Raw genomic sequence first — 24,866 nt, 5'->3', positions numbered from 1 at the left:
CACTCTCTTCCGCTGTTTTATTAATGTTAAGTTATTGACACATTATAAAGTGTCTTATTAAGTAAAAGTTACATTATCCCATCATGTCGATAATGAGCAACTTTAATTAAAATGCTGTGATTTTTGACTAAATACTTAATTCTCTACTTCTTCAATATTTAAGCCACTTTTATTATGCCCTGAAATGTTAGATCTTAATCTTACGTTAATTTATTGATAAAAATAGTTTTTATATTATTAAAATCAATATTTAATAACTTTGCATTTCTATAAATAAAACTATATGCTATAAAATAACAACGTTTTCATTTTTATAGGAGGAGTTCAAATGACACATAAATTTGCGCAAGTAATTAATGATCATACAATAGAAATTAAACATCCAGTTAAAGAAATTTTTTATACTATTCGTGTATTAGAAGAAACTTTAATCAACGTAAAAGTAAGTAATACTGCACATATTTCACTACCCACTTATACTATTACGCCTTATGACACTGTTTTACCATACGAAGGTCTATCAAGATATCATACACATGGTTTTGCATTATCCAAATTTACTGTCGATGAAAACGACGAGTACATAACTATTAAGACGACTCAATTAAAATTAGTAATAAATAAACAACGTTTGAAATTTTATTGGTTTCAAAAAGATGCTAAGGATACATTCCAACCTTTATTTAATGATCGTCACACTCAAGCTTATCATTTCGACATTTCCGATAACCATCCTACATGCCACTATATTTCCAGGGAAATAGATGAAAAATACTTTGGCCTAGGTGAAAAGTCGGGCACAGTAAATAAACACGGCGAACGCTATCGCATGTTAAATATTGACGCTATGGGTTATAGCGCCAAAAATACTGACCCTTTATATAAACATATTCCTTTTTATATTACTTATAAGCCATCAACTAAAAAGACTTATGGTCTTTATTACGATGATTATCAACGCTCAACATTTGATTTAGGGAAAGAACTAGACAATTACCATGGCTATTATCGTTATTATGAAACGGAAGCAACTTTCTTAGACTATTATGTTATAGGTGGCTCTACTATAAAGGACGTAACACAAAAGTTCAGCCAGATCACAGGTCGTCCAACTATGTTTCCTAGCTGGAGCGCTTCATACTCAGGTTCAACGATGCAGTATACTGACGAACCACATTCTCAGGCACGTTTATCTCACTTTCTTAATGATTGTAAGAAACACGATATTAACGTGCGGTCATTTCATTTATCATCGGGGTATACATCCATAGACGATAAACGGTATGTCTTCAATTGGAATTATGACAAGTTTCCTGATCCACGAGCATTTGGTAAGACATTTACAGATGATAAGGTGGAAGTGGTAGCAAACATTAAGCCATCACTTATGTTAAATCATCCGCTACTTGACGAAGTCTTGGAGTTTGACGGTTTTATAAAAGATGAACATGGCGACCCTCTTAAAATTCAATTTTGGGATGATGAAGGCTATTACTTAGATTTTACTAATCCTCAAACGATTGCATGGTGGCAACATCAAATCAAAACAAAATTAATCGACAACCACATTCATTGCACATGGAATGACAATAATGAATTTGAAATTTGGGATTCACACGCGCAAGTTCATGGCTTTAATAGCGGTCATACTAACTTCAATGACTATAGAGTCATCATGCCATTATTAATGTCTATGGCATCTAGGGAGATTCAAATGAAAGAAACTGACACCACTACTCCTTATATCATTAGTCGTTCCGGTTGCGCAGGTATGTCTAAATACGTGCAAACTTGGACCGGTGATAACAATACAAGCTGGGAATCTTTAAAATATAATAATTATATGGCTCAAGGATTAAGCTTATCGGGAGTACATAACTTTGGTCATGATATCGGAGGCTTTTCCGGACCCAAACCTGATCCTGAACTATTTTTACGTTGGGTACAAAATGGTATATTTTATCCTCGTTTTTCAATACATTCTTGGAATAGCGATCAAACGGTAAATGAACCTTGGATGCATCCTGAAGTGCTCGAAGAAGTTAAAGCAGCAATGCATCTTCATGAACGCTTAATTCCTTATTTTGACCAATTACAACAAGAGAGTCATCATGATTTTACGCCTATTGTACGACCAACGTTTTTAGAGTTTGAACGAGACACTCAGACATTAGAAGATTACGACACATGGATGTTAGGTTCGAAGATGTTAGTTTCACCAGTAGTAGAACCGGGACAATCAACTAAAACAATCTACTTACCACAAAACAATAAAGGTTGGGTTAATTTCTTTACACAAGAAAGTTATGAAGGTGGTCAATATATCTCCTTAGATATTAAACTTGACACTATCCCTATCTTCATTCAAAAAAATAGTCAAATTCCTATGTATGACGATAAATTAGAGCATGAAAAATTAATATCTTTTAATTAAACAATGGGGGCGGGACAAAAATCTTATTTTTATAAGAGGATTTTGTAGTTCCGCCCCGGCAAAGATGACTAGAGTTGGAAAAAGCTTGATACAAGCGCATTTTCAATTCAGTCATCTACTGCTCATATAAAAATTGAGCCTGAAGACAATATTCAGCCCCAGACTCACTTCTTTTATTATAATCCTAATAATTTTGGTAAAAATAATGATAATTGCGGTATAAAGGTAATAACAAGTAATAAAATGATAAGTATAGCAAAATAAGGTAATAAATATTTAAATACTGATTCTACCCTGACTTCTCCAACACTAGCCCCCACAAACAACGCACTTCCCACTGGTGGCGTAATATTACCTATACATAAATTAAAGGCTATAATAATTCCAAAATGAATAGGATCTAAGCCTATAGCTTCAGATATTGGTAAAAAAATCGGAGTAAAAATTAATACTGCTGGCGTAATATCCATAAAAGTTCCAATTATTAATAAAATAACATTCATTAATAGTAATAACAGAATTGGATTATCAGTTAACGAAATAATACTTTTAGATATTGCTTCAGGTAAACCTGTATAACTCATAACGAGTGAAAATAATGCCGAAGCAGTAATTAAAAATAAAATCATCCCTGTAATTTCTGCAGTTTCTTTAATTATACTTGGTATATTTTTAATTTTTAAGCTTTTATAAATGAGCGACAATACTGTTGCATATAATACAGCTACTGCTGCTCCTTCTGTTGCTGTAAACACGCCAACTACAATCCCACCTATTACTATGACAATTAGTAATAAGCTTGGAATAGCATCTAAAAATAAAAATATTTTATCTTTCCATGCAATCTTTTCAGATCCTTTATAGCCATGTTTTTTAGCCATAAAAAATGCAACAATCATACAGCAAATACCCCATAAAATACCTGGAATATATCCTGCAATAAATAGTGCCGCTATAGATGTCCCACCACTAACTAGAGAATAGACTATTAGTAAAGAACTTGGAGGTATTAATAAACCTGATGGTGCAGAAGCGATATTTGCAGCGGCAGAATATTCTTTTTTATAGCCTTGTGCCTTTTCCATAGGCCCCATGATACGACCCATGGCAGCCGCAGCGGCAACACTTGACCCAGATATTGAACCGAATAACATGTTCCCAACAGTGTTTGTATGTGCCAGCGAACCAGGCAATCGTCCTACCAAGACTTTTGCAAAGTTAACTAATCTAAATGCTATACCACCATTATTCATAATGATGCCAGCTAACACAAACAATGGAATTGCTAACATTGTAAAATCATCTATCCCTGTAACCATACGTTGTGCTGCTGTCGCAATGGTTACATCAAAAGGTAATATCAATAATAATGTAATTATAGAACTTAAAATAATAGAAATAGCTATCGGCAATCCATAAAATAAAAATACAAAGAAACTAATAAATAATACTAAACCTGCCACTAACGTCATGATGTAGTCCCCCCATCATCCATATTATCTAATTCGCTTTTATCCAATAAGTTGTAGATAGAATAAAAAATTATAAATATTCCAGATACTGGGAGTGCGCCATACATACTTGCCATCGACAACCCTGTAGATGGTGCGTATTGTGTCCACGTCAGTTTTAATACTTCATAACCGCCGTAAATCATCAATACTAGCGCAATAATTATAATTAAAATATCAGTAATTTTTTCCATTATTAACTGTACTTTTTTAGGTAAAATTTCTCTAAAAAATAAAATGGCAATATGTTTTTTAACTCCGAAAACATAACTAGCACTAAGCAGCGCAAACCATATCAAAAGAAATCGTACAATTTCTTCACTAACTGTACTTGGTGTATTAAAAATAAAACGTGAGACCACTTGATAAATAGACAATAAAACCATTATAAATAATGCAATACCAGCTAATGTAAGTAATACTTTATCAATGCTTTGTTTTACTTTTTTCATATTTCTTTTCCTCCTTTTGAATTAAGTCATAATATTTTTTAGTTTTTGGATCTTTAGCAAACTCTTTACGTAACGGTTTGGATGCATTTTTGAACGATGATTTATCTACTTTATGGAATTTCACTCCCATATCTTTTTTAGCAACTTCCTTTGCATGTTTAACTTCTTTGTCCCATAAAACTTCATGCTTTTTAGTTGAATCAGCCGCCGCTTCAGCAAGCCATTTTTGCTGTTGCTTTGTAAGATCATTGTAAGTATCCTTATTCATAATTAAGACATCGGGAACGTAAGCATGTTCTGTATAAGAATAGTTTTTCGCTATCTCCCCATGATTATTGGTTGTGAGTGCTGTTTCATTGTTTTCAGCAGCATCTATAACACCGGACTGCATCGCAGTGTATACCTCACCAAAATCCATAGGCGTTGGTGTACCGCCCAATGATTTAATTAGCTTAACGCTCGTTTTACTTGGTTGAACGCGTGTTTTAACTCCTTTTAAATCTTTACTATTTTTGATAGCTTTGTCTTTGGTATAAATATTACGAGCGCCGGCATCATAATATGTAATTCCTAAAAATCCATTATCAAAAGTACTATGGAAAAATGCATTTTGGACTTTTTTCTCTTTCATTAAATGACGATAATTGTCTTGTGAATTAAATAAATATGGTGCGTTAAATAAAGAATACGAAGGTGAAAAACTTTCAAGTGCACCCGCAGATACTTTGGTCATTTGTATAGCATTTGTTTGTGTCATTTCTATTGCTTCACGCTCACTACCCAATTGGCCATTAGGGTATATTTTCACTTTAATTTGACCATGAGATTTTTTTCCAATTCCTTTTTAAAGATTTCAAGCGACTTATGTACAGGATGCTCTGTTGGTTGATTATGAGCTAAAACTATCTCCTTTGGTTTTTCTTGTGCTTTGATCTGTGAGTTAAACGCAAAACTAAACATACCCCAAATAATGAATGCGCTTACAAAAATACTTAAAAATTTGGCCATATAATCCCCTCCATTTAATCTTCGTCAATAACTAACTATTGATGCATAATAAAATTTTAATCACTTATATAAATAACAACGTTGTTATTTATGCTCAAAAAAAATATCCCTTATTTATTATTGTAAATTTAATTTATGTCTAAATCAATAGTTATATTATTACACTAACATAATTATTAAATATTTATCGTTAATTTATAATTAATTATATTTAATAAACTATAAGTAGCCAGCCTCTCAATTAAGGCTGACCACTATTTTGGTAATAATAACCAACTAACTATTTCTACTCATTTAAAAATTTCAACTGCTACTTATTCTAGTTTATTCGTCTTCATCATCGATATGATTGAGCATGTCATTAACTTATACGATGCCTTCTCGTGCTCTAACATGAAAGTCTTTCGGTTGTCCATGCACAATACTGCTTATATAACTAATGACCATTGGTAGGTTCATCCCTGTATATAATTTGAAGTTTTGTCCTTCCTTAAGCAATTGAGACATTACATTTGACGGCGTCCCACCCAGTAAATCTACAAAGACTATTATGTTATCATCTTTATTTACTATATCGTTATACTTTTGTTTGATGTCGGCTTCGCCTCCTTCTTCTAGTAATGGTACAGTGAAAACTTGTGGCTGTGGTCTGAGTATCATTTCTAAACTATCTTTAATTTCATTGCAAAATTGGCTGTAGCTGACTAAAATTAATTTGTCCACATCGCATAACTCCTTTGCTACTATGCCTTTTATCTTGTCAAACGACTATTTACAATAAATCTTGAATTAATTTTTCAGCCTTTTTAGGACTATCTTTAGGGGCAAGTCTTTTTACTACATTACCTTCTCGATCGATAACAAATTTCGTAAAGTTCCATTTAATTTTTTTACCATATAAACTTGATGCTTCATTTTTTAGTAGTGTAAATAATGGACTTTCGTCTTTACCGTTTACGTCAATTTTAGCATGTATTGGAAAAGTTACACCAAAGTTAATTTTGCATGTTTCTGAGATTTGGTCGTCTGTACCAGGTTCTTGATTGGCAAATTGATTACACGGAAAACCTAGAATAATAAGTCCTTGATCTTTATATTTTTGATAAAGCTCTTCTAATTCTTCAAATTGACCACTCAATCCACATTTTGTAGCAGTATTTACAACTATTATTACCTTACCTTTATAGTCATTTAAATAATAAATGCTACCATCTTTGTTAACAACTTGTATATCATAAATATTATTAGTCATTTTATAGCGCCCCTTTTATAACATTGCTAATTTCAATTGATCTATCACACCACTAGATGAACCAGGGAATGCAAAAATCATTTGATTTAAATCTTGAGCCGTCAATTTTTGATTCACAATGAAAGTTAGTAAATTGACTAAATCCGGTGCATCATCGGCATAAATTGCAGCTCCTACTAATTGTTTATTACTATTCAAAACGATAGTCATTTCCGCTTCAGTTTCATTTTTATATTCAAACACCATTTGTTTACCAAAAGGAATATCTTTCACTTTATAATCGTCGCACTTGTTCGCTTCATCTATAGCAACCCCAATATTACTCAATCTTGGTAGTGTATATAAGACTGAAGGTATTGCGGGATAACTAATAGGATTGTCATTCATACCTAAAATATGTGCAGCGATATAGTTAGATTCAAATGTTGCAGTAGGTGTTAATTTAGGAATTGATTTATCTAATACATCACCACTAGCATAAATATTAGGGATATTTGTACGTAAATATTCATCTACTTGTACGCCTCGAGCAGTAAAATTAACGCCCGCTTCTTCAAGTCCAATACCATTTACATTTGGTCTGCGTCCAGTAGCGTCTAGCACATAGTCAGTGGTAATCTCTAATCCCGATTCTGTTGCTACTGTATAACGATCACCTTGCTCTTTAATCGCAGTAGTATTTTCATTCAAATGGAATTGAACGCCTTCTGCAGCCAATTTATCCATTAATTTAGCAACATGTGCTGAATAAAAACCTTTGAGTGGCTCATCGTCAACATGAATCATATGCGTCTCTACGCCAGATTTAATAGTTATACTAGCAAATTCAATACTAATAATGCCTACGCCTATAAATGTGATACTATTTGGCATTTGATCTAATGATAAGAAATCTCTACTATCATGCGTATATTCAGATCCTTCAATATCTAACTTATTGCTGTGTTGGCCTGTCGCAATAACTATGTTTTCCACGTAATATTGTTCACCGTTTACTACGAGATGATGCTCATCTACTAATCTTCCTGCCCCTTCAATAATATCTATACCTTGTTGTTCAAATAAACCTTTCAAAGTATTTGCCATAGGGTCAATGATTTTATGTTTATAAGACATAAGGTTTTCCCAATTCACTGATAATGCTTCAGTATTAATTATGTTGGGATAGTGTGAAGCTTGCTCTAACACTTCATACGGATTTTCTAATAAAATTTTGGCATTACAACCATAATTCGTACATGTACCTGCTATACGATCTTTTTCAACGATAGCTACTGATTTACCTGCTTGGTTTAAAGTTAATGCGCTATGCCAAGCAGCATGTCCACTACCTAAAAATACGACATCATATTGTTTCATTTGAATCATCCTTTGTAATAGTTTTCAACGTTTCTTCTAAATTATCCATAATATTTTTAGCTTTTATATATTCATCTACGTCAAATTGTGAAGAAATACATTTAGAAATAGCTTTATGCACTTCTTCTTGCTGGTCTATACCTTTCGTAGTTAAAGTTACAATAAGTTGTCGTTTATCATTTTCAGCTCTAGTTCTTTGAATCCAGCCAGTTTGTTCTAATCTTTTAAGTAATGGCGTTAAAGTGTTACTCGCTAGATCTAATTTTTTACCAATGGTCCACAGCGTTTGATTATTTTCCTCCCACAACGTCAGTAAAACAAGATATTGAGAAAATGTTAAACCAAATTTTTTTAATTGTTGTTCATAAAATTTGCTAAATAATCTATTAACATTGTAAGCAGAAAAACATAACTGATTAGCCAATTTCATTTCTTCATCAATCAAAATAACCCCTCCTCTTCTAGTTCAACTTTAATCAATCGCGCACGATTAATCAACCAAATGAACTTATGAGTATTTTAAAGCAATAATCTTTAATTATAAGTTTGAAAGATTTAAAATGTAGCTTACTTATTATAGTGAACGGACTTTTGTTGTAGTTACTTCGATTATTTAATAAATGACATAATTGTAGTTTCAAAATGTCTTTATAAATATCCACCTAACAATTACGTAAAGTGAACGGCAGTATATTACTATGTAGCTATATTAAAAGATATGAAAGGAAGTTTTGTTAATTATGTTAGACGTTAAGCTAAATGAAGCACAACCGATTATTTCAATGAAGTATATAATGTTATCTAGACCAGAGCGAGGACAAGATTTATCTATAAAAGTTTCTGCGCCATCAACTGGAGAAGATTTGCCTGTTATTCTTTTCGCACATGGCTTTGGTTCCTCTCAAGATGGTTATGAACCTTTAGCAGACTTTTGGGCAGCTCATGGTTTCATCGTGATTCAACCTACTTTTCTAGATTCTAAGAGGATTCATCTAAGTGATGACGATCCAAGAATACAATCTTTATGGCGTATTAGAGTAGATGACATGAAACATATACTCGATAATCTCGATTATATTGAATCTCTCGTTCCTGGATTGCAAGGGCGCATAGATTATCATCGCATTGTGACAGCAGGCCATTCATTCGGTGGACAAACTGCGGGAAATTTACTTGGCCTACAAGTAATGGATCCAGTGACCTATGCAAGTGAAGATTTATCAGATTCAAGAGTGCAAGGAGGCGTTCTTCTTGCTACAGCCGGTGAAGGTGGCGACAAGTTGACTCAATTTGCCGTCGATAATTTTTCATTCCTAAATCCTAACTTCAAGTATATGAATAAGCCTACACTAGTTATTGCAGGTGACTCAGATCATTCACCACTAACTGTTGAAGGACCTGAATGGATGACTGAGCCATATTATAAAAGCCCTGGAAGCAAAAGCTTGTTGAATTTATACGATGCAGAACATTCACTCGGAGGTATACCTGGTTATGATGTGAAAGAAACAACAGATGACAACCCTCAAAGAGTTGAATTAATTCAATATGCTACATGGGCTTACTTCCGCTACGTGCTTAATATAGAATCTGCGAGTTGGTTAGCACTTTGTGACCAATTTAATAATAGCAACAATGACTTAGGTGTTATTATTTCTAAAAACGATGATTAATAAAAGATTAAAAATAGCCTTTAAATGATTCCCAATTAGAATTCATTTAAAGGCTATAATTTTAATAATTGTGAGTTATATTTACTTTTTTAGCTATTTGTTTGATGATCACTGGGCATAAATATCGAAATTATGACAGATATCATTCCTATGAGCGCTATAACTAGAAACTCTACGAAATAACTAGATAATCGAGCTACATAAATCATTAAAATAGGAGCGATTGCAGTACCTAAAAATAGTATTACTGTATTAACAGATAGAAAAAAACCATGGTTAGTTTTAACAATTAGCCCTACTTTAGAAATAACAGTAGGAATTGAAAAGGCTATGCCTGCTACAAAAGTCACACTAAATATAGTAATCATAATCACATTGTGGAAAGTTCCCATTAAAACTAATGATACGACACACGTTAGAAGGGCTAATGTCAACGTAAGTTTTAATCCTAAGCGTCCGCTTATGCGTCCTGCTAATAACGATAAGAACATCCCAATAACGCCAAATACTTTTATGAGTGATGCAGTAGACATATTACCGCCAATTTGTTCGGAAGTAATATATGAATTCAAAATTGTATACATACTAATAAACATAATTAACAAAGTTAATGAAATAAATAGACAATATAACACGTTTAAATTATTACTAAAATCTTTAAAATTACTAAAGAATTTACTTAATTGTAACTGTGGATTTTGATAAGGACTTTCTGGCACAAATTTATATATAAGTATCACGAGAACTAGATATAACATTGTTAAAATAAAATACACCCAATGCCAATTGAGTTGGCTAACAATGATTTCACTTAAATTTTGCCCCAAGACACCCGAAAGCATAAAACTCGTACTAATAAAACTTATAGCAGTAATACGTTTTACAGGTGGATAGGTTTCAGTCGTATATGTTATAGCAACTGGAGAAAATGCTGCGGCAAAAACACCTTGTATAGCTCTCATAAAAATAAGTAAAGTAAATGAGTGAACAAAGCCAATTATTAAACAAATAATCACTAGGCCACTAATACCTACTAATATTGTTTTAATACGGCCAAATTTTTCAGAAATTGTGCCGTAAAATAAACAGCTTAATGAATAAGTTATTGAAAAAACAACACCATTCAATGTCGCAACCTCTTTAGGAACATGAAAGTCATTGGCAAAAGCGGCTGTTAGCGGTAAAGCGGTGTATAAGCTACCCATCACTATGATGCCTGAAATAAACATAATTGTAGTGATAAGATTGTAGTTTTTGCTATTTTCCATACTTATTCATACTCCCTTCAACTTTTAGTCAACGTTTCTATTATGCCAGTTAACTCAAAAAGTCTAAAGGGTATTTCACAATTAAATTTAAAATAAGTTGAATTCTTAATTTTCTAATTTTTCCAACATATATATTGCACTTTGATATATATTTTTAACAGCATAAAATATTGGTGCGACTAGTGTCTTTAAACGACAAACATTGAAGCCATATTATAACTAATAGCACTTACTACAATTTTTAATATTGTAAACCAACATTTTTTTGCATTTGTTTCGGCGTCATGCCGTATTTATTTTTAAATATTTGTATAAAATAACTTGTCGTTGAAAAACCGCAAGCCATTGCAATTTCAGTTACTGTATAGGTTTGTTGACCATATAACATGTTAATGCTTCGCTCTAACCTAACATTAGTTAAATATTGAAATGGCGTCTGATTCACATGTTGCTTAAATAATTTAATCGTTTCTGACTCACTCATATGAATTAACTGACTTAGCGTTTTCAAAGTTATTTTAGTATGTGCATGATTATGAAGATATTCTATTAACAACTTTACACGCGTATCGAAATAATATTCAACATGATCATGGTTTTGTTGCAATGCACTCATTAACCATTTAAGTGTCTCATAATACCTAATCGTAATATCTAATTTAAAATAAGCAGGTTGTCGTTCATAAATTTGGCCCGCTTCATTAATTATTTCTAGTAATTTCACCCCATCTTTGTCATCCGCAGATAAATAAATATAAGGTAACTTCGCCACAAAATTAGTAATAGACATCACGTAATCGAATTCCATATTATGACTTACTTCAGGTAATTCGATATTCCAACAATAATACTCTGTAGCTTCGATATGCTCTCTAATTTCATGCACCACGTTTGAATTAATAAAAATCCCGTCACCCTGCTTTATTCTTATTGATTTATCGGCAATAAATACATCTACGCCACCTTTGATAACGTACATAAATTGCAGCGCATGATGCCAATGCAAAGGGATATAGCCGAAAAGCGTTTTATTGAGTACAGTATGTAAAATAAAATGTTTCCATTGTTTATCCGGATATTGTATAAGCTCTTCATTAGATTCTTCTAAAATCATTTCGTTATACAAAGCTGAACACCTCAATATTTTGATATTTTTAAACTATTTTTATATATTATAGCAGTTTTATGCACGCTATAATTTCAATATATTAATATTTTTAAGGTGATAACATGACAAATAATTCAAATCAACGTTTACAGGGAATCTTCTTAGCTATTGTCGGGGCTTCTCTTTAGGGATTAGGCGGTACAGTATCAGATTTCTTATTTCAACAAAGAAATATTGATATAAATTGGTATGTTACAGCACGACTCATTATAAGTGGTCTCGCCCTTTTAGCTTTATTTAAAATAATGAATAGGCAAAAATCCATATTTGCTATTTTTACTAATGTCCATACAATTATTCAATTAGTTATTTTTTCAATATTCGGGATGTTGCTTATGCAATATTCTTACATGGCTTCTATTAATTATGGTAATGCCGCTATAGCTACGTTATTACAATACATAGCGCCAGTTTATATTATTTTATGGTATGTCATTCGACGCAAAGAAAAATTTAAACTATTTGATTTAATCGCTATTGTTTTAACACTATCAGGTATATTTTTATTATTAACAAATGGCTCTTTCAATAAATTATTAGTGGCGCCACCAAGTGTAATTTGGGGTATTATTTCCGGATTATCACTTACATTTTATACGATTTATGCCAATCAATTATTAGTAAGATTCCAATCCGTCTTAGTCGTTGGTTGGGCGATGCTAATTTCAGGTGTCGTGATGAACTTTAGGGCACCCATATGGCACTTTAATTTTGCATCATTAACTATATCCACTACCGCATATTTAATATTCGGCATTATTGGTGACACGGCAATCGCATTCTTTTTCTTTATTAAAAGTTTAACTTATTTAACTGCCAAAGAAACTACTTTATACGGAACAATCGAGCCAGTGATGGCTATAGTAGCGAGTGCAGTTTGGTTGAAAGTTGAATTCTTACCACTGCAATTAGTAGGTATTATACTGATCATTATTTTAATTTTGACCCTATCATTGAAAAAAGCTTCATAACCTTGGATCTTTTGATGAACCTTTTAAATTAGATGAATTTTGAGAACTTATAGGAAACCAATTACTAAGATTAATAATTGGTCTAAAAGAGGTGTTGTGCGTGAATTTAGATACTAAAAAGACTTATTACTTATATATGTTACTTATAGCTATATTATTAGTAGGTGCAACATTACGCTCACCAATAGCTTCTGTTGGACCATTAGTACCTCACATTAAAAGTGATTTAGCCATGTCCAATACAGCAATAGGATTTATGAATACCTTGCCTTTAATTGCATTTGGGTTATTCTCACCACTTGTGCCTAAGATTGCTGCTAAATTAGGTATTGAAGTGACATTATTAATTTCTATGTTTATCTTGTCATTCGGTGTGATTTTCAGGGTTTTTGGCGATAGTTCCGTCTTAATTCTAGGGACATTAGTCGTTGGTATAGCGATTTCTGCAGGTAATGTATTAACGCCAAGTTTAATTAAATCCACTTTTACAAAAAATACCGGTTTTGTCGTCGGCCTTTACTCAATTACAATGAATTTAATTAGCGCACTGTCTTCCGGCCTAACTTCATCGGTAGCCAATTCTGGAACATTCGATTGGAAGTTTGCTATGCAACTTTGGGTTATATTTCCAGTGTTAGCAATAGTAGTGTTTTTCCTAAGGTTTCCCCAATTGAAAATTAAAGAAAACCTTACTTTGGGTAATGTTCATAATGATATCGCGACTACCGTCTGGAAATCTAAATTTGCTTGGGCTATTACGCTTTATATGGGGTTACAATCATTGATTCCATATAGCCTATTTGCGTGGTTGCCACAAATTTTAGAAACTAAAGGCTTTAACGGCAATCAAGCAGGTTGGTACATGACTATTTTTCAACTCGCGATGTTGCCAATAAACTTTATAATCCCTATTATTACAAGTAAAATGCAGAAACAAAGCTTTTTAACGTTAACATCCGGGATATTTTTAGTAGTAGGACTACTTGGCGTTTTAGTCATTAATAATAATTGGATCATTTTATTTTTAATACTTATCGGTTTAGGTACCGGCGCGACATATAGCTTAGCAATGATGTTCTTTGTGTTAAAAACAGCATCCGTTAAAAAGTCATCAGATTTATCAGGTATGGCTCAATCCATAGGTTATATTTTAGCCACTTCAGGCCCATTATTATTAGGAATCATTTCCCAACAAACGGGCAATTGGAACTTCTCAATAATCTTGTTACTGTTAGTAGGCATACTCGTTTCCATATTCGGCTATATTTCTGGAAAAGATAAGAAGATATAAAAAAATAAAAAGCCTTATCAAAGTCTGAATAAATTAAGCGTTGGTAAGGCTTTTTGTATATATAAAAATATCAATAAATATATTTTAATGCTTTATTAAAGTATTTTTTAAAGTAGCGATGTCTATGAATGCCTCGTTTTGAGGTTTGGAATTTAAAACGTGTTCTGTCGTTTTTTAAATTACGATCTAAAATTTTCACGCCTTCTAGGCTATTTGGTACCATCTTTTTAATCCTTAATGTATGTTTGATACCTTCTTTTAACCCAACATACCAATAAATACTAACTTCTTTGTTTATACCGTTATGATTCTGCATAAACTCTAAAAATTGTGGATACCATAATGAAGGTGAAATTAAAATATAACTTCCAAATTTTTGTGGCATTGTATATAGTGCATATAATGAAACTAATCCTCCATATGATGCTCCGGCAATGCCAATGTCGTTATTATCATTCGACACTCTATATTTATCTCTTAATAAAGGAATTAATTTTTCGGTTAGCCATGTTAAATATTCTTCCGTACGACCCCATTTATTTCATTGCCTATCTGAGCTTGCCATGGTGTAAAATCATTCGCTCTATCCTTTGATTCAATACCTACAAAAATAACTTCCTTACTTCTCGATTTAAATAAATAATCACCGTCTTGCACACACAATAATGAGTAATATCGATTGTTACATTTAAAATAGCTTTTGGGTAATTTTACCGTAATAGCATAATCGTTGACTTGAAACTTATCTATGTACTTATTCAACATCATTTCCCCTTTTATGAAGAAACCTTCAATATTTTATATTTTTAACTTAATAAAAACTTGTAAGCAACATCTATTATGCTATAATTGATAATGATAATCAATACCAATAAAGAGAGAGGTAATTAAATGAAAAAAATATTAGTCTTATTATTAAGTATGTTTGTCATTTTAGCTGCCTGTGGTAATAAAGATTCTAACGATAGTAAAACTTCAGATAAATCGTCGCATAACAAAGAAACTAAGACATTTACGCAAAATGATGGCAAGAAGGTTAAAATACCAAAAGATCCAAAGCGCATTGTTGTACTACACCCAACGTACATAGGTGCACTTGTTAAATTTGATCATAAACCTGTAGGGGTAATAGATTTCGTGAAACAAAACAAAACTTTAGATCAAGCTACTAAAGGTGTTAAGTGTGTTGGTCAAACGGATATTGAACAAATTGCACAAACAAAGCCAGATTTAATTATAACGAGTAAAGAAGATAAAAATATCAAAAAATTAAAGAAAATAGCGCCTACTGTTCAATTTGATTCCAAAAAATCTAACTATAAAGAAACGACAATACAATTGGGAGAAATTGTTAATGAGAAAAGTAAAGCTAAAAAATGGGTGAAACATTGGGATAAACAAATGGCGCAAGATAAAGAAAAACTGGGTAATAAAATTAAAGGTAAAACAATTACAGCAGTTCAATCCACGCCAAAAGGATTAGTAGCTTTTGGTAAAAGTTTAGGTCGTGGCACTGAGATTGTCTATGATGGTTACGATATGAAGATGCCTAAAGCGCTAGAAGATAAAGTCCACAGTAGTTACAATGCGCAGATATCTCAAGAAGAGTTAGCTACTTATACTGGAGATTATATAATTTTAGCGACAAATGGGGATAAACCAGCTTTCACTAAAACTGACAATTGGCGCAATTTAAATGCTGTTAAAAAAGGACACGTTATTACTTTAGATGCATCAGATACTACTTATAACGACCCAATTTCTCTAGAAAAACAACGCAAAATTATTTTAAAACAACTGAATAACATGAATTAAAATAGTCATAATAACTCACTTTCACTACTCTAAACTTAAAATACGCTATCTTTTATTAGAGTCTGGGGCATAATATTGTCTCCAGACTCTATTTTTTATTGGCAGTAGATGACTGAGTTGCAAATACGCTTGCATCAAGCTATTTTCAACTCTAGTCATCCTTGCCGGAGCGAGACAAAAATCTTCTTTATTAAGAAGATTTTTGTCTCGCTCCCTAATTTGGTGATCCAAACACATTGAGTAAGATAACACCAACAACAATTAGTCCAATCGCAAATACACTAATTAAATTGACTTGTTCTTTGAAAATAACAATAGATATTATGGTAGTTAATACTAGACCTAGTCCAGCCCACGTAGCGTAAGTTACATTTAAAGGTAAATATTTTATTGTTAAACTCAAGAAATAAAAGCAGCATAAGAAAGATAAAATAGTCCCTACTTTAGGCCATAATCTTGTAAAACCGACTGACGACTTTAAAAAGCTAGTACCCGTAATTTCAGTTACAATCGCAATTATTAAATATAAATAAAGCACTTCTCCCAAAGATAAGGAAGAAAATGCTTTATTATTACTTATTACAATTTTAACATTTTTAATAGCTCATAACTTGTTACTAAACTCTAGCTATTTACTGGATAGAAATGTTCGTATATGTTGAATTCTAGTGAGTCGCTGTCTACTATAACGATATGATGCTCAGTATTGTAAAGTTCCATAATATGACCTGCCAGTCGTCTAAAGCAAAGCTACATTAGCAATTTAAATTCTTCTTATTCTTTAACATCATTTCATAACTATCATTATATAACCCGTCTAAGTGCAAAATGACCTATCGTTCTATACACAAAAATGTTTTTTACTATAAACCCTTCTCATCTTTATATGCCTCATATTTTTATCAGTTTCTTTCTCTATTAATATAGTACTACAAACAAAAAAATTGCTATCGTTATCGACTGAGTTTAGAATCTACAAACACAATTTTCAAATTGAGGAGCAGTGAACAATTATGGAGAGTTTTAATTTAAATGAGCAACATAGTTTTTTTACTACGAGTGATGGTGTTCGCTTACACTATATTCATTTAGGCCAAGGAGAACCTTTAATTTTATTACATGGTTGGGGAGGTAATGCTTTCACTTATTACTATAATATTGAAGAATTAAGTCAACATTACTCATTGTATATTGTAGAAATGCGTGGACATGGAGAATCAGAAAAACCTAACTATGGTTACAGATTATCTCGTTTAGCTATGGATGTTCGAGAATTTTTTAATAGTTTAAATTTCGAAAAAGCTAATTGGATGGCTCATTCAATGGGCGTTAGTATTTTATGGATGTATATAGATTTATTTGGACAAGATACAATCAATAAGTTAATTCTTATTGATGAAGCACCTTTCATTTTCGGTAATCCAGAAGATACTGAGCACGAAATAAAACAATATGGTGGTGTGAGGCTCGATTTATGGCAACTATGTAATGCTTTAGATAAAAGTTTTGAAGAAGGTATCCATGCATTTAGTCGCTATTTCAACAATTCATTTTATGCGCAATTTGATAATCCAGATGTAGCAGAAATAAGTGCTAAACAATTCGTCGGTGAAGAAGCTCACAAATTTTTAGCAAAATTGCTAATGGATCATATAACACAAGATTGGAGAGACGTAATAACGCGTATAGAAGTCCCTACTATGTTTATTAGTGGCGAAGTAAGTCACGCATCAACTAGAGAATCTAGTCAATGGATTGCTCATAATATTAAAAATTGTCATTGGGTAGAATTTAGCAAGGAAGAATACGGCACACATTTTATGATGCTTAACTCTGCTGAAAAATTTAACGCTGAAGTACTAAATTTTCTATAATAAAATTTTAAAATAGGTGTTAAATATTTCTACTAACAAATCATTAAAAAACCTTAATGCAAATTACTTTAGACCATGAAATTGTTTATATAAATAAATTATTTATATAAAGTTAAATTTTAAAAATCACAATATTTTTATCATAATAAATATTAATAATAATTTCTCTTGTTTACTTGCAATTATAAAAATTAGGTGTATGATGAAGGTGAATTATTACACTTGGAATTCGCGATAAACAAGAGGAGTGATTTATTATGAATAAAGCAGGAAAATTATTTTCAGCAACTGTCGTAGTATCAACGCTTGTTTTAGGTTCCTCAGCAGCTTACATTTCATCAAATAGTTCACCAGCTCAAGCAGCACAGCAAGTACAAAAATGGGGCCATGGTGAAGGTGGCGCAAGTGGTGCTAACACTGAAAGTAGTGCTAAATTAAAAGCCGAAACGCCTTGGTATAATTATGAAGGTTATACAACATATGACGCTTCATTCACACAAGACTATAACTTCGTTCGTGCATTAAAGTATGACAACGTATCAATTGATGGCTACAAAGTAGATACAGACGCTACTGCAGAATACGATCACAGTAAAACAATTTATGATACAACTGTAGATTATAATGGAGATAATAAAGTCGTTTCAATTACATTCTTTACGAAACCCGATTCAGTATCTAAAGCAACTTTCAAAAAAGCGCACACTTCAAATAACATTGTTGAAGAAGGTAAGCTAGGCAATAAAGATGGTACTTTTGTAAAATACGGTACAAATAATGGCTCATATACAGCATTCTTTGACCAAAATGATAACTTAATGGAAATTACTATCGGCCAATAACGCTTATTTCTAACATGAGCTAAAAATTAAAAAACGGGAGTTAGACAGAAATCTTATTTGTTAAGAAGATTTTTTAGTACTTTCCCGGGCAAGGACGACTAGAGTTAAGGAAGTTTGATGTACGCGTATATTAATACAATCATCTATTGCTAAATATAAAAAATAGAGTCTGGAGATACTATATTCCAGACTCGTTTTTAATGAAATTTTTAGTTATAAATTCGATATGTTTGGCCAGTCTGCGCACCTTCTACACTTTTAACGTAAGCGTCAGCAACTTTATCTACCGGCACTGCTGTAAATCCTTTGAAGAATTCACCATATTTATCTAATGCTTCTTCTACGACATTAGGGCTTACATTATTAATTCTTAAGCCATTATTAAGTTCAATAGCTGCAGAAGTAACGAAACCAGTGATGCCACCATTAGCCATTGCCGCAGAACTACCCAATCTGATAGGATCATCCATCATAATGCCAGAAGTTAGCGTGAAACTTCCATTGTTATTTAAATAATGTTGTCCTATTAACACAAGATTAATTTGGCCAAGTAATTTACTATTAATCGCAATTTGATTTTCTTCCACGCTAAGCTCAGGTACTGCAGTAAATGCGGCACCACCCGTCGCACTAATAACAGCATCAATATTACCTATATCTTCATACATTTTCTTAATACTATCAGCGGACGTAATGTCTACCTGATAATCGCCTGATTGACTACCTACTTTTATAACCTCATGTTGCTGTTCTAATTTTTCAACTACACGTTGCCCAATTGTACCAGTAGCACCTATAACAACTATTTTCATCTCAATTGCCCCTTTATAAATGGATTAATATTACTTGGTTTTAGCGTACCAAAGTTTCATTATAATAAAAATTGTAAGCTCTTCTACCATATAATACTTTTAAGATACATCTCACATACGTAAACATAAAAACTACAGTGTCAATTTATACACAGTAGTTCAAATTATATGCGTTATATTATTGTTCTACTTTGGACACTTCTACAGTAATCTCTCTATCTTTGAATACTTTTTGAGCAACCGATAATGCATTTAACACACGTGGGAAACCAGTATAGGGTATTAATTGTGTAATTGTTTCTACAATTTCTTCCGCTGTTATCCCAGAAGTTAAAGCTGTATTAATATGCAATTCTAATTGTGGCTCTGTTCCTTGTGTTATAAGTGAAGCGACAGTTACTAAAGCACGTTGCTGATTTGTTAAACCACTACGTGAATATATCTCCCCGTAAGCAAATTCAATGATGTACTTTGAAACATCGGGCGCAATATATTTAAGTTCATCAGCTATTTTCAAATGTGTTGAACCCTTCGTTGCAGTGTACTCCATTAGCTTATCCATACCTTGTTGATATTTAGTTTGTTCCATAGCAAATCACTCCTATAATAATTTTTAACTTTGAAATTATTTTTCTTTGAACAATTACTACTATAGAAGCGTTTCAGATATTTGTTAAATATATAAATATCATAATTTCTATAACTAAAAGTTATAATTATTTAAATACCTTTCTCAGTTATATAATCTATAAGTGCTTGCGTTGCATATGAACGATACCTATCTTTTTTGACGATAAGACCCACTTCCCAGTATATATGTGGTTGTGTTATCGCCACTGAAGTGATCTTATCGTGATCAATTTTACGATTTAATGACTCTGGAAAAAAAGTAATCCCCAAATTATTTTCTACCATATCTTTTATAAAATCCCATTGTGCACTTTGATACGCAATATTGGGCTTAAATCCGAAGTTATTACACTCTTGTATAATACGATCATACATCGTGAAATCTTCCGTGAATAAAATTGTCGGTTCATTTTTAATATCTGACAAACTAATTTCCGAACGTTGTGCTAAATGGTGTGACTTTTGCAAAAATAACATCAATCTATCTTTAGTCAATCTAAAGACATCAAATTTTGTTGCGTCTACCGGTAACATAGCAATACCACAATCTAGCTCACCCTCTTCGACAAGGCGCATAACTTTATTAGTACCCTCTTCTGTTAATTCCGTAGTTATATGAGGATATGCAGATGAAAAACCCTTTATCATACTAGGGAAAAACATGATACCAATTAACGAAGGTAAACCTATTTTTATATTGCCACTCTTTAGTGTACTATTATCATTTAAATTGGATGTTAAAGAACTTAATGTATCAAAGATTTTAATTCCGTGATTGTAGACAATTTCACCTGAATCAGTAAGTTTAACTCGCCTGTCAGAACGGTCTAATAGCTCCACATTCAATTCTGTTTCAAATGTTTTAATTGTCTTACTAAGTGCTGGTTGGGAAACGTGTAGCTGTTGTGAAGCTTTAGTAAAACTCCCTAGTTTAGCTACTGTCATAAAATAATTAAATTGACGAATTTCCAAGTCATTATCACCTTTCGTTATAACTTTAAGTTATAGATTTTATTATTAATATTCATTTTACTTATTTATAGAGTAGAAGTAAACTAAAGATGTAGAGAAAAAAATGGAGGCGTTATAATGTTACAAAATAAAGTTACGATTATTTCAGGTTCTGCGAGTGGTATTGGTTTAGAAATTGCTAAGGAATTTTTAAACCAAGGTGCAAAAGTAGTTTTCACGGACATCAATAAAGAAAAATTAGACGACGTGGTAAATTCCTTTAAAGATAAGGGCTTTGATTGTCATGCCGTTGTAGCAGACGTTTCGAATGAAGATAATGTCCAAAAGCTTGTCGACGAAACGATAAAACAATATGGACGTATCGATATTTTAGTTAATAACGCTGGTTTACAACACGTCTCAAATATTGAAGACTTCCCGACGGCTAAATTCAAGCAAATGATTGATATCATGTTAGTGGGTACATTTATTATGACGAAACATGTATTACCTATTATGAAAAAACAACAATTTGGGCGTATTTTAAATATGTCCTCTATTAATGGCGTCATAGGATTTTCTGGGAAATCTGCTTATAATAGTGCCAAACATGGCATTATTGGCTTAACTAAAGTAACCGCATTAGAAACCGCAGAAGACGGTATTACAGTCAATGCAATATGTCCCGGTTATATTGATACACCGCTTGTTCGTGGTCAAATGGAAGATCTTGCTAAAACACGAAACGTGAGCGTCGACCAAGTGCTTGATGAAGTATTATTCCCTATGATTCCCCAAAAGCGTCTTGTCGATATTCAAGAAGTGGCCGACTATTCAGTATTTATTGCCAGTGACAAAGCTAAAAGCGTAACTGGTCAAGCTATCCTAATAGACGGTGGTTACACAGCTCAATAATAAAAAAACTGTCTAAGTTTCGATTAAGAAATTTAGACAGTTTTTATGTGTATGTTTAATAATAGTTAAATGGCTTCGTTATTTAATCTAATCTTTTTCTTTATCATTTCGGGTATATTTCAATATCTGATTAGGTACTAAAAATTTAAATACCGTATTCTTTTCTTTCACCTTGATGATGCCCTGTTCTTTAGCTAGTTTATGAGCTATGGCGGGTGCGGTCCAAATAACAGGTAGCATGATAATTGAAATAGGTACTGCCGTGATAATAATAAAGGATTGAATTGCATCAATACTGCCTTCTCCTATATTAATAAGAATGACAGAAATCGCGCCCATTACAGCAACCCAAAATACTCTTACTAGTTTTGGTGGATCGCCTTCTCCTGTTACCGACATGGATATTGAATATGACATCGTATCTGCCGTTGTAATAACGAATATTAGCGTCAATAAAAGTAATGCTATGACTACTATAGTACCTAAAGGTAGATGATTCGCAATAGAAATAACAGCTGCAGGTAAACCATTTTTTTCTAAAGGATTACTAATAGTTCCAGACTGATGGCGTTCATAAAACAGACCGCTTCCGCCTAAAATAGTAAACCAAATCTGAGAAACTAGACCTGCTAAAATTGATACTAAAATAAAAATTTCTCGTATCGTTCTTCCTCTGGAAACACGTGCTACTAAGATGCCCATTAAAGGACCGTAACCTATAAACCAACCAAAGAAAAATAGCATCCATGCGCCTGCCCATTTATTATCTCCTCTAAACGTACTAATACTAATAAAATGTGTGATATAAGTCCCATAAGAAGACATAAATGTCTGTAAAATAAATAAGCCAGGTCCGATTAAAATAATAAATGCAGCTACACCAAGTGCTAACCACACGTTCAATTTACTTAAAAATTGAATTCCTTTATCGATCCCTGTTACAGCAGAGAAAGTGACTACTATAATTAAGCCAACAACTGATACTACTTGTGTAATAATGTTGTCTGGTACCCCAAAAATACTATGTAACCAATAACTAAATTGGAACCCAAAGAAGCCTATTGTTCCGATTGTTCCAGCTACTGCACCTAGAATACAAAATATATCTATCACAGATCCTAAGCCATTGCGTTCCAGTTTTTTACCAAGTATTGGATACAACAACGTTCTTGGTAAAATTTTCATACCTTTATTGTAATGTGCATACATAATTATAATGCCACTAACTGCGCCATACACTGCCCATGCAGTATAACCCCATGAAGTAAAACTTTGTGCCATAGCTGCCGGTATTGCTTCGACACTCTTATTTTTTATGCTGGCATCCATCGTAGGTGGCACATCTATAAAGTAATACATAGGCTCGGCTGCAGCCCAAAAAATTGCGCCTGCACCTAAACCTGACGTAATAATTATTGCTGCCCATTTAAAATAGCCCATTTCTGGTTTAGACGTATTACCCAATCTAACACGACCATATTTTGTTATGGATAAAAATAATCCTACCGCAAACGTAGCTAATAATAAAAATTGCCAAAAAGCACCGAAATACGTTATAGAATAATGAAACCCTTGTTGAATAAAATGCGAAGTGGCTTTAGTAAATAATGATGACATAATTACGAAAATGATAAGTACGCCACCACTTATAATAAATACTGGCCAATCTAGCTTGTCTTTCAACTTTCTGTGAATCATTTTGACACCTCAAATATTCCTTTATAATTTAATTGCTTATGCATATTGTTCCTAATTTTCTTCTAACCTCAGCAAATTATGTTAACCAGTATATACTAATTACATCATTTTATATAGTAAATACCGAAACAATATATAAAAATTGCTCACTTATAAAAAAATAAATTTATCTGTATATGCGATAAATTGAGACGTTGCAACTATAATAATTTTTTTGATTATTTTTTTTAAATCTAAAAACCACTGTTTTCAATCTTAAAAAACAGTGGCTTAATCATATCTATTAAGTTTTTCAAAAATAAACTATGACTGTTAAATTTGTTCAATCACTACACAGCTCCCATCCGAACCATATCTATTTACATCTTTATTCCCAGGTTTAATGAGCACAAACAATGTATATAGCGTGATAACTCCACCTACAAACGTTCCAAAAGCGCTAGCCATTAACGTTACGCCTATCAATCCAAAATTACCTGAACTAGCAAGCGCTAGTACTGTCAGAATAAACATTACTGCTGCCATCGTTGTAATTAAACTGCTAAAATATGAAACAATGGCCAAAATCATAGTTCGATTTGTATCATGTAAACGTCGAACCATTACTGTAAACGCAGGAATAACAATAGCAATACCAAAAATAGTAGTTAATAAACCGCCAGAAATAGCTCCTAAAACTGAAGAAATTAAGAAGTTAATCCAAAAAGGATGCCAAAAATCTGGACGTTTGGACCTCCCGTTTACGTCTATGTAGCGAACCCAAAAATCTTTGTAACTTTGTAAAATTTGGTTTTGTGAATTATTCATCATATTCTCCTAAACTTTAGTAGATTATGTAAATAATTATATACTAATTACAACTTTTTTAAATGGTAAATATAAACTTAGTTAATAATTAAATGTTTATACAACGGCTATTCTTTAAATAGCTTTACATGTCAA

23 protein-coding genes and 2 pseudogenes are annotated in these 24,866 nt (G+C 32.4%); 8 read left to right on the top strand and 17 right to left on the bottom strand.

The genetic code is table 11. From position 1 onward, the window contains the following. Positions 1-328: 328 nt before the first annotated feature. Positions 329-2,434 (top strand): glycoside hydrolase family 31 protein, encoded by a 2,106-nt coding sequence (locus RPL90_RS03750; RefSeq protein WP_313545691.1) that lies wholly within the window; start codon positions 329-331, stop codon positions 2,432-2,434. A gap of 176 nt (positions 2,435-2,610) precedes the next feature. Here the strand turns inward: RPL90_RS03750 and RPL90_RS03745 are convergent, their stop codons facing one another. From RPL90_RS03745 to RPL90_RS03715, 7 genes and pseudogenes are all read right to left on the bottom strand, one after another. Continuing rightward, complete coding sequence (locus RPL90_RS03745; RefSeq protein ID WP_061854007.1) at positions 2,611-3,906, bottom strand: TRAP transporter large permease; 1,296 nt, start codon at positions 3,904-3,906, stop codon at positions 2,611-2,613. Continuing rightward, entirely contained in the window at positions 3,903-4,397 is a 495-nt protein-coding gene (locus tag RPL90_RS03740) for a TRAP transporter small permease (protein ID WP_313545687.1), read from the bottom strand. Before RPL90_RS03740 ends, RPL90_RS03745 begins: the two co-directional genes overlap by 4 nt. Continuing rightward, positions 4,372-5,405: pseudogene (locus RPL90_RS03735) on the bottom strand (TRAP transporter substrate-binding protein). The gene RPL90_RS03740 and the pseudogene RPL90_RS03735 overlap by 26 nt, the downstream one beginning before the upstream one ends. Positions 5,406-5,771: 366 nt before the next feature. Continuing rightward, the gene (locus RPL90_RS03730; protein WP_313545686.1) at positions 5,772-6,128 is read right to left on the bottom strand and encodes a PTS sugar transporter subunit IIA; all 357 of its coding nucleotides are present in this window, start codon (positions 6,126-6,128) and stop codon (positions 5,772-5,774) included. A gap of 49 nt (positions 6,129-6,177) precedes the next feature. Then, positions 6,178-6,657, bottom strand: coding sequence for a glutathione peroxidase (locus RPL90_RS03725; RefSeq protein ID WP_313545685.1), 480 nt, complete (start codon positions 6,655-6,657; stop codon positions 6,178-6,180). Between the two features lie 15 nt (positions 6,658-6,672). After that, positions 6,673-8,016 (bottom strand): dihydrolipoyl dehydrogenase family protein, encoded by a 1,344-nt coding sequence (locus tag RPL90_RS03720; RefSeq protein ID WP_313545683.1) that lies wholly within the window; start codon positions 8,014-8,016, stop codon positions 6,673-6,675. After that, positions 8,003-8,461, bottom strand: coding sequence for a MarR family winged helix-turn-helix transcriptional regulator (locus RPL90_RS03715; RefSeq protein WP_313545681.1), 459 nt, complete (start codon positions 8,459-8,461; stop codon positions 8,003-8,005). The genes RPL90_RS03720 and RPL90_RS03715 overlap by 14 nt, the downstream gene beginning before the upstream one ends. Before the next feature lie 295 nt (positions 8,462-8,756). On the opposite strand from RPL90_RS03715, the gene RPL90_RS03710 reads away from it, so the two are divergent. Beyond that, positions 8,757-9,689, top strand: coding sequence for an alpha/beta hydrolase family protein (locus RPL90_RS03710; protein WP_313545679.1), 933 nt, complete (start codon positions 8,757-8,759; stop codon positions 9,687-9,689). A gap of 89 nt (positions 9,690-9,778) precedes the next feature. Here the strand turns inward: RPL90_RS03710 and RPL90_RS03705 are convergent, their stop codons facing one another. Together RPL90_RS03705 and RPL90_RS03700 are read right to left on the bottom strand one after the other, a co-directional pair. Next, on the bottom strand, positions 9,779-10,957 hold the full coding sequence (locus RPL90_RS03705) for an MFS transporter (protein ID WP_313545677.1): 1,179 nt from the start codon (positions 10,955-10,957) through the stop codon (positions 9,779-9,781). Positions 10,958-11,198: 241 nt separating this feature from the next. Further along, positions 11,199-12,083, bottom strand: coding sequence for an AraC family transcriptional regulator (locus RPL90_RS03700; protein ID WP_313545675.1), 885 nt, complete (start codon positions 12,081-12,083; stop codon positions 11,199-11,201). 104 nt (positions 12,084-12,187) lie between these two features. Between RPL90_RS03700 and RPL90_RS03695 the strand changes: the two are divergent. Together RPL90_RS03695 and RPL90_RS03690 are read left to right on the top strand one after the other, a co-directional pair. Further along, positions 12,188-13,096, top strand: a pseudogene (locus RPL90_RS03695) (DMT family transporter). Between the two features lie 100 nt (positions 13,097-13,196). Next, on the top strand, positions 13,197-14,387 hold the full coding sequence (locus RPL90_RS03690; RefSeq protein ID WP_313545673.1) for a CynX/NimT family MFS transporter: 1,191 nt from the start codon (positions 13,197-13,199) through the stop codon (positions 14,385-14,387). Between the two features lie 70 nt (positions 14,388-14,457). On the opposite strand, the gene RPL90_RS03685 is transcribed toward RPL90_RS03690, so the two are convergent. Continuing rightward, entirely contained in the window at positions 14,458-14,877 is a 420-nt protein-coding gene (locus RPL90_RS03685; RefSeq protein WP_313545760.1) for an alpha/beta hydrolase-fold protein, read from the bottom strand. A 20-nt stretch (positions 14,878-14,897) separates the two neighbouring features. Then, positions 14,898-15,149, bottom strand: a complete 252-nt coding sequence (locus RPL90_RS03680; RefSeq protein ID WP_313545671.1) for an alpha/beta hydrolase — start codon at positions 15,147-15,149, stop codon at positions 14,898-14,900. 129 nt (positions 15,150-15,278) lie between these two features. On the opposite strand from RPL90_RS03680, the gene RPL90_RS03675 reads away from it, so the two are divergent. Beyond that, positions 15,279-16,202 (top strand): ABC transporter substrate-binding protein, encoded by a 924-nt coding sequence (locus RPL90_RS03675; protein ID WP_313545669.1) that lies wholly within the window; start codon positions 15,279-15,281, stop codon positions 16,200-16,202. Positions 16,203-16,416: 214 nt separating this feature from the next. On the opposite strand, the gene qac is transcribed toward RPL90_RS03675, so the two are convergent. After that, positions 16,417-16,740 carry a QacCGHJ group quaternary ammonium compound efflux SMR transporter gene (gene qac / locus RPL90_RS03670; protein WP_313545667.1) on the bottom strand — a complete coding sequence of 108 codons (324 nt, stop codon included), beginning with the start codon at positions 16,738-16,740 and terminating at the stop codon, positions 16,417-16,419. 475 nt (positions 16,741-17,215) lie between these two features. Between qac and RPL90_RS03665 the strand changes: the two genes are divergently transcribed. Together RPL90_RS03665 and isaB are read left to right on the top strand one after the other, a co-directional pair. Continuing rightward, entirely contained in the window at positions 17,216-18,076 is an 861-nt protein-coding gene (locus RPL90_RS03665; RefSeq protein WP_313545665.1) for an alpha/beta fold hydrolase, read from the top strand. 257 nt (positions 18,077-18,333) lie between these two features. After that, complete coding sequence (gene isaB / locus RPL90_RS03660) at positions 18,334-18,918, top strand: immunodominant staphylococcal antigen IsaB family protein (protein ID WP_313545663.1); 585 nt, start codon at positions 18,334-18,336, stop codon at positions 18,916-18,918. Between the two features lie 209 nt (positions 18,919-19,127). Here isaB and RPL90_RS03655 read toward each other — a convergent pair whose 3' ends face one another. The 3 genes from RPL90_RS03655 to RPL90_RS03645 all read right to left on the bottom strand — a co-directional run bounded on the left by RPL90_RS03655 (position 19,128) and on the right by RPL90_RS03645 (position 21,332). Next, positions 19,128-19,730 (bottom strand): short chain dehydrogenase, encoded by a 603-nt coding sequence (locus RPL90_RS03655; protein ID WP_313545661.1) that lies wholly within the window; start codon positions 19,728-19,730, stop codon positions 19,128-19,130. A gap of 178 nt (positions 19,731-19,908) precedes the next feature. Continuing rightward, positions 19,909-20,319: a carboxymuconolactone decarboxylase family protein gene (locus RPL90_RS03650; RefSeq protein WP_313545659.1), complete on the bottom strand. Its 411-nt coding sequence runs from the start codon at positions 20,317-20,319 to the stop codon at positions 19,909-19,911. Between the two features lie 131 nt (positions 20,320-20,450). Then, entirely contained in the window at positions 20,451-21,332 is an 882-nt protein-coding gene (locus RPL90_RS03645) for a LysR family transcriptional regulator (RefSeq protein ID WP_232136973.1), read from the bottom strand. 117 nt (positions 21,333-21,449) lie between these two features. Between RPL90_RS03645 and RPL90_RS03640 the strand changes: the two genes are divergently transcribed. Continuing rightward, complete coding sequence (locus RPL90_RS03640) at positions 21,450-22,226, top strand: 3-hydroxybutyrate dehydrogenase (RefSeq protein WP_313545655.1); 777 nt, start codon at positions 21,450-21,452, stop codon at positions 22,224-22,226. Positions 22,227-22,313: 87 nt separating this feature from the next. Here RPL90_RS03640 and RPL90_RS03635 read toward each other — a convergent pair whose 3' ends face one another. Both RPL90_RS03635 and RPL90_RS03630 read right to left on the bottom strand, forming a co-directional pair. Next, positions 22,314-23,924 carry a BCCT family transporter gene (locus RPL90_RS03635; protein WP_313545653.1) on the bottom strand — a complete coding sequence of 537 codons (1,611 nt, stop codon included), beginning with the start codon at positions 23,922-23,924 and terminating at the stop codon, positions 22,314-22,316. A 312-nt stretch (positions 23,925-24,236) separates the two neighbouring features. Beyond that, the gene (locus tag RPL90_RS03630) at positions 24,237-24,734 is read right to left on the bottom strand and encodes a DUF805 domain-containing protein (RefSeq protein WP_313545651.1); all 498 of its coding nucleotides are present in this window, start codon (positions 24,732-24,734) and stop codon (positions 24,237-24,239) included. Positions 24,735-24,866 lie beyond the last annotated feature (132 nt).

Source organism: Staphylococcus kloosii (assembly GCF_032139365.1).
Lineage (GTDB): Bacteria > Bacillota > Bacilli > Staphylococcales > Staphylococcaceae > Staphylococcus > Staphylococcus kloosii_A.
Note: the sequence above shows the minus strand (reverse complement) of the source record. Positions and strands in the feature narration are given on the sequence as shown.

Coding starts and splice junctions, on each gene's coding strand:
- RPL90_RS03725 (WP_313545685.1), bottom strand. CDS start 6,657: ATGACTAATAATATTTATGATATACAAGTTGTTAACAAAGATGGTAGC.
- RPL90_RS03705 (WP_313545677.1), bottom strand. CDS start 10,957: ATGGAAAATAGCAAAAACTACAATCTTATCACTACAATTATGTTTATT.
- RPL90_RS03630 (WP_313545651.1), bottom strand. CDS start 24,734: ATGATGAATAATTCACAAAACCAAATTTTACAAAGTTACAAAGATTTT.
- isaB (WP_313545663.1), top strand. CDS start 18,334: ATGAATAAAGCAGGAAAATTATTTTCAGCAACTGTCGTAGTATCAACG.
- RPL90_RS03635 (WP_313545653.1), bottom strand. CDS start 23,924: ATGATTCACAGAAAGTTGAAAGACAAGCTAGATTGGCCAGTATTTATT.
- RPL90_RS03650 (WP_313545659.1), bottom strand. CDS start 20,319: ATGGAACAAACTAAATATCAACAAGGTATGGATAAGCTAATGGAGTAC.
- RPL90_RS03750 (WP_313545691.1), top strand. CDS start 329: ATGACACATAAATTTGCGCAAGTAATTAATGATCATACAATAGAAATT.
- RPL90_RS03640 (WP_313545655.1), top strand. CDS start 21,450: ATGTTACAAAATAAAGTTACGATTATTTCAGGTTCTGCGAGTGGTATT.
- RPL90_RS03710 (WP_313545679.1), top strand. CDS start 8,757: ATGTTAGACGTTAAGCTAAATGAAGCACAACCGATTATTTCAATGAAG.
- RPL90_RS03740 (WP_313545687.1), bottom strand. CDS start 4,397: ATGAAAAAAGTAAAACAAAGCATTGATAAAGTATTACTTACATTAGCT.
- RPL90_RS03665 (WP_313545665.1), top strand. CDS start 17,216: ATGGAGAGTTTTAATTTAAATGAGCAACATAGTTTTTTTACTACGAGT.
- RPL90_RS03675 (WP_313545669.1), top strand. CDS start 15,279: ATGAAAAAAATATTAGTCTTATTATTAAGTATGTTTGTCATTTTAGCT.
- RPL90_RS03745 (WP_061854007.1), bottom strand. CDS start 3,906: ATGACGTTAGTGGCAGGTTTAGTATTATTTATTAGTTTCTTTGTATTT.
- RPL90_RS03655 (WP_313545661.1), bottom strand. CDS start 19,730: ATGAAAATAGTTGTTATAGGTGCTACTGGTACAATTGGGCAACGTGTA.
- RPL90_RS03720 (WP_313545683.1), bottom strand. CDS start 8,016: ATGAAACAATATGATGTCGTATTTTTAGGTAGTGGACATGCTGCTTGG.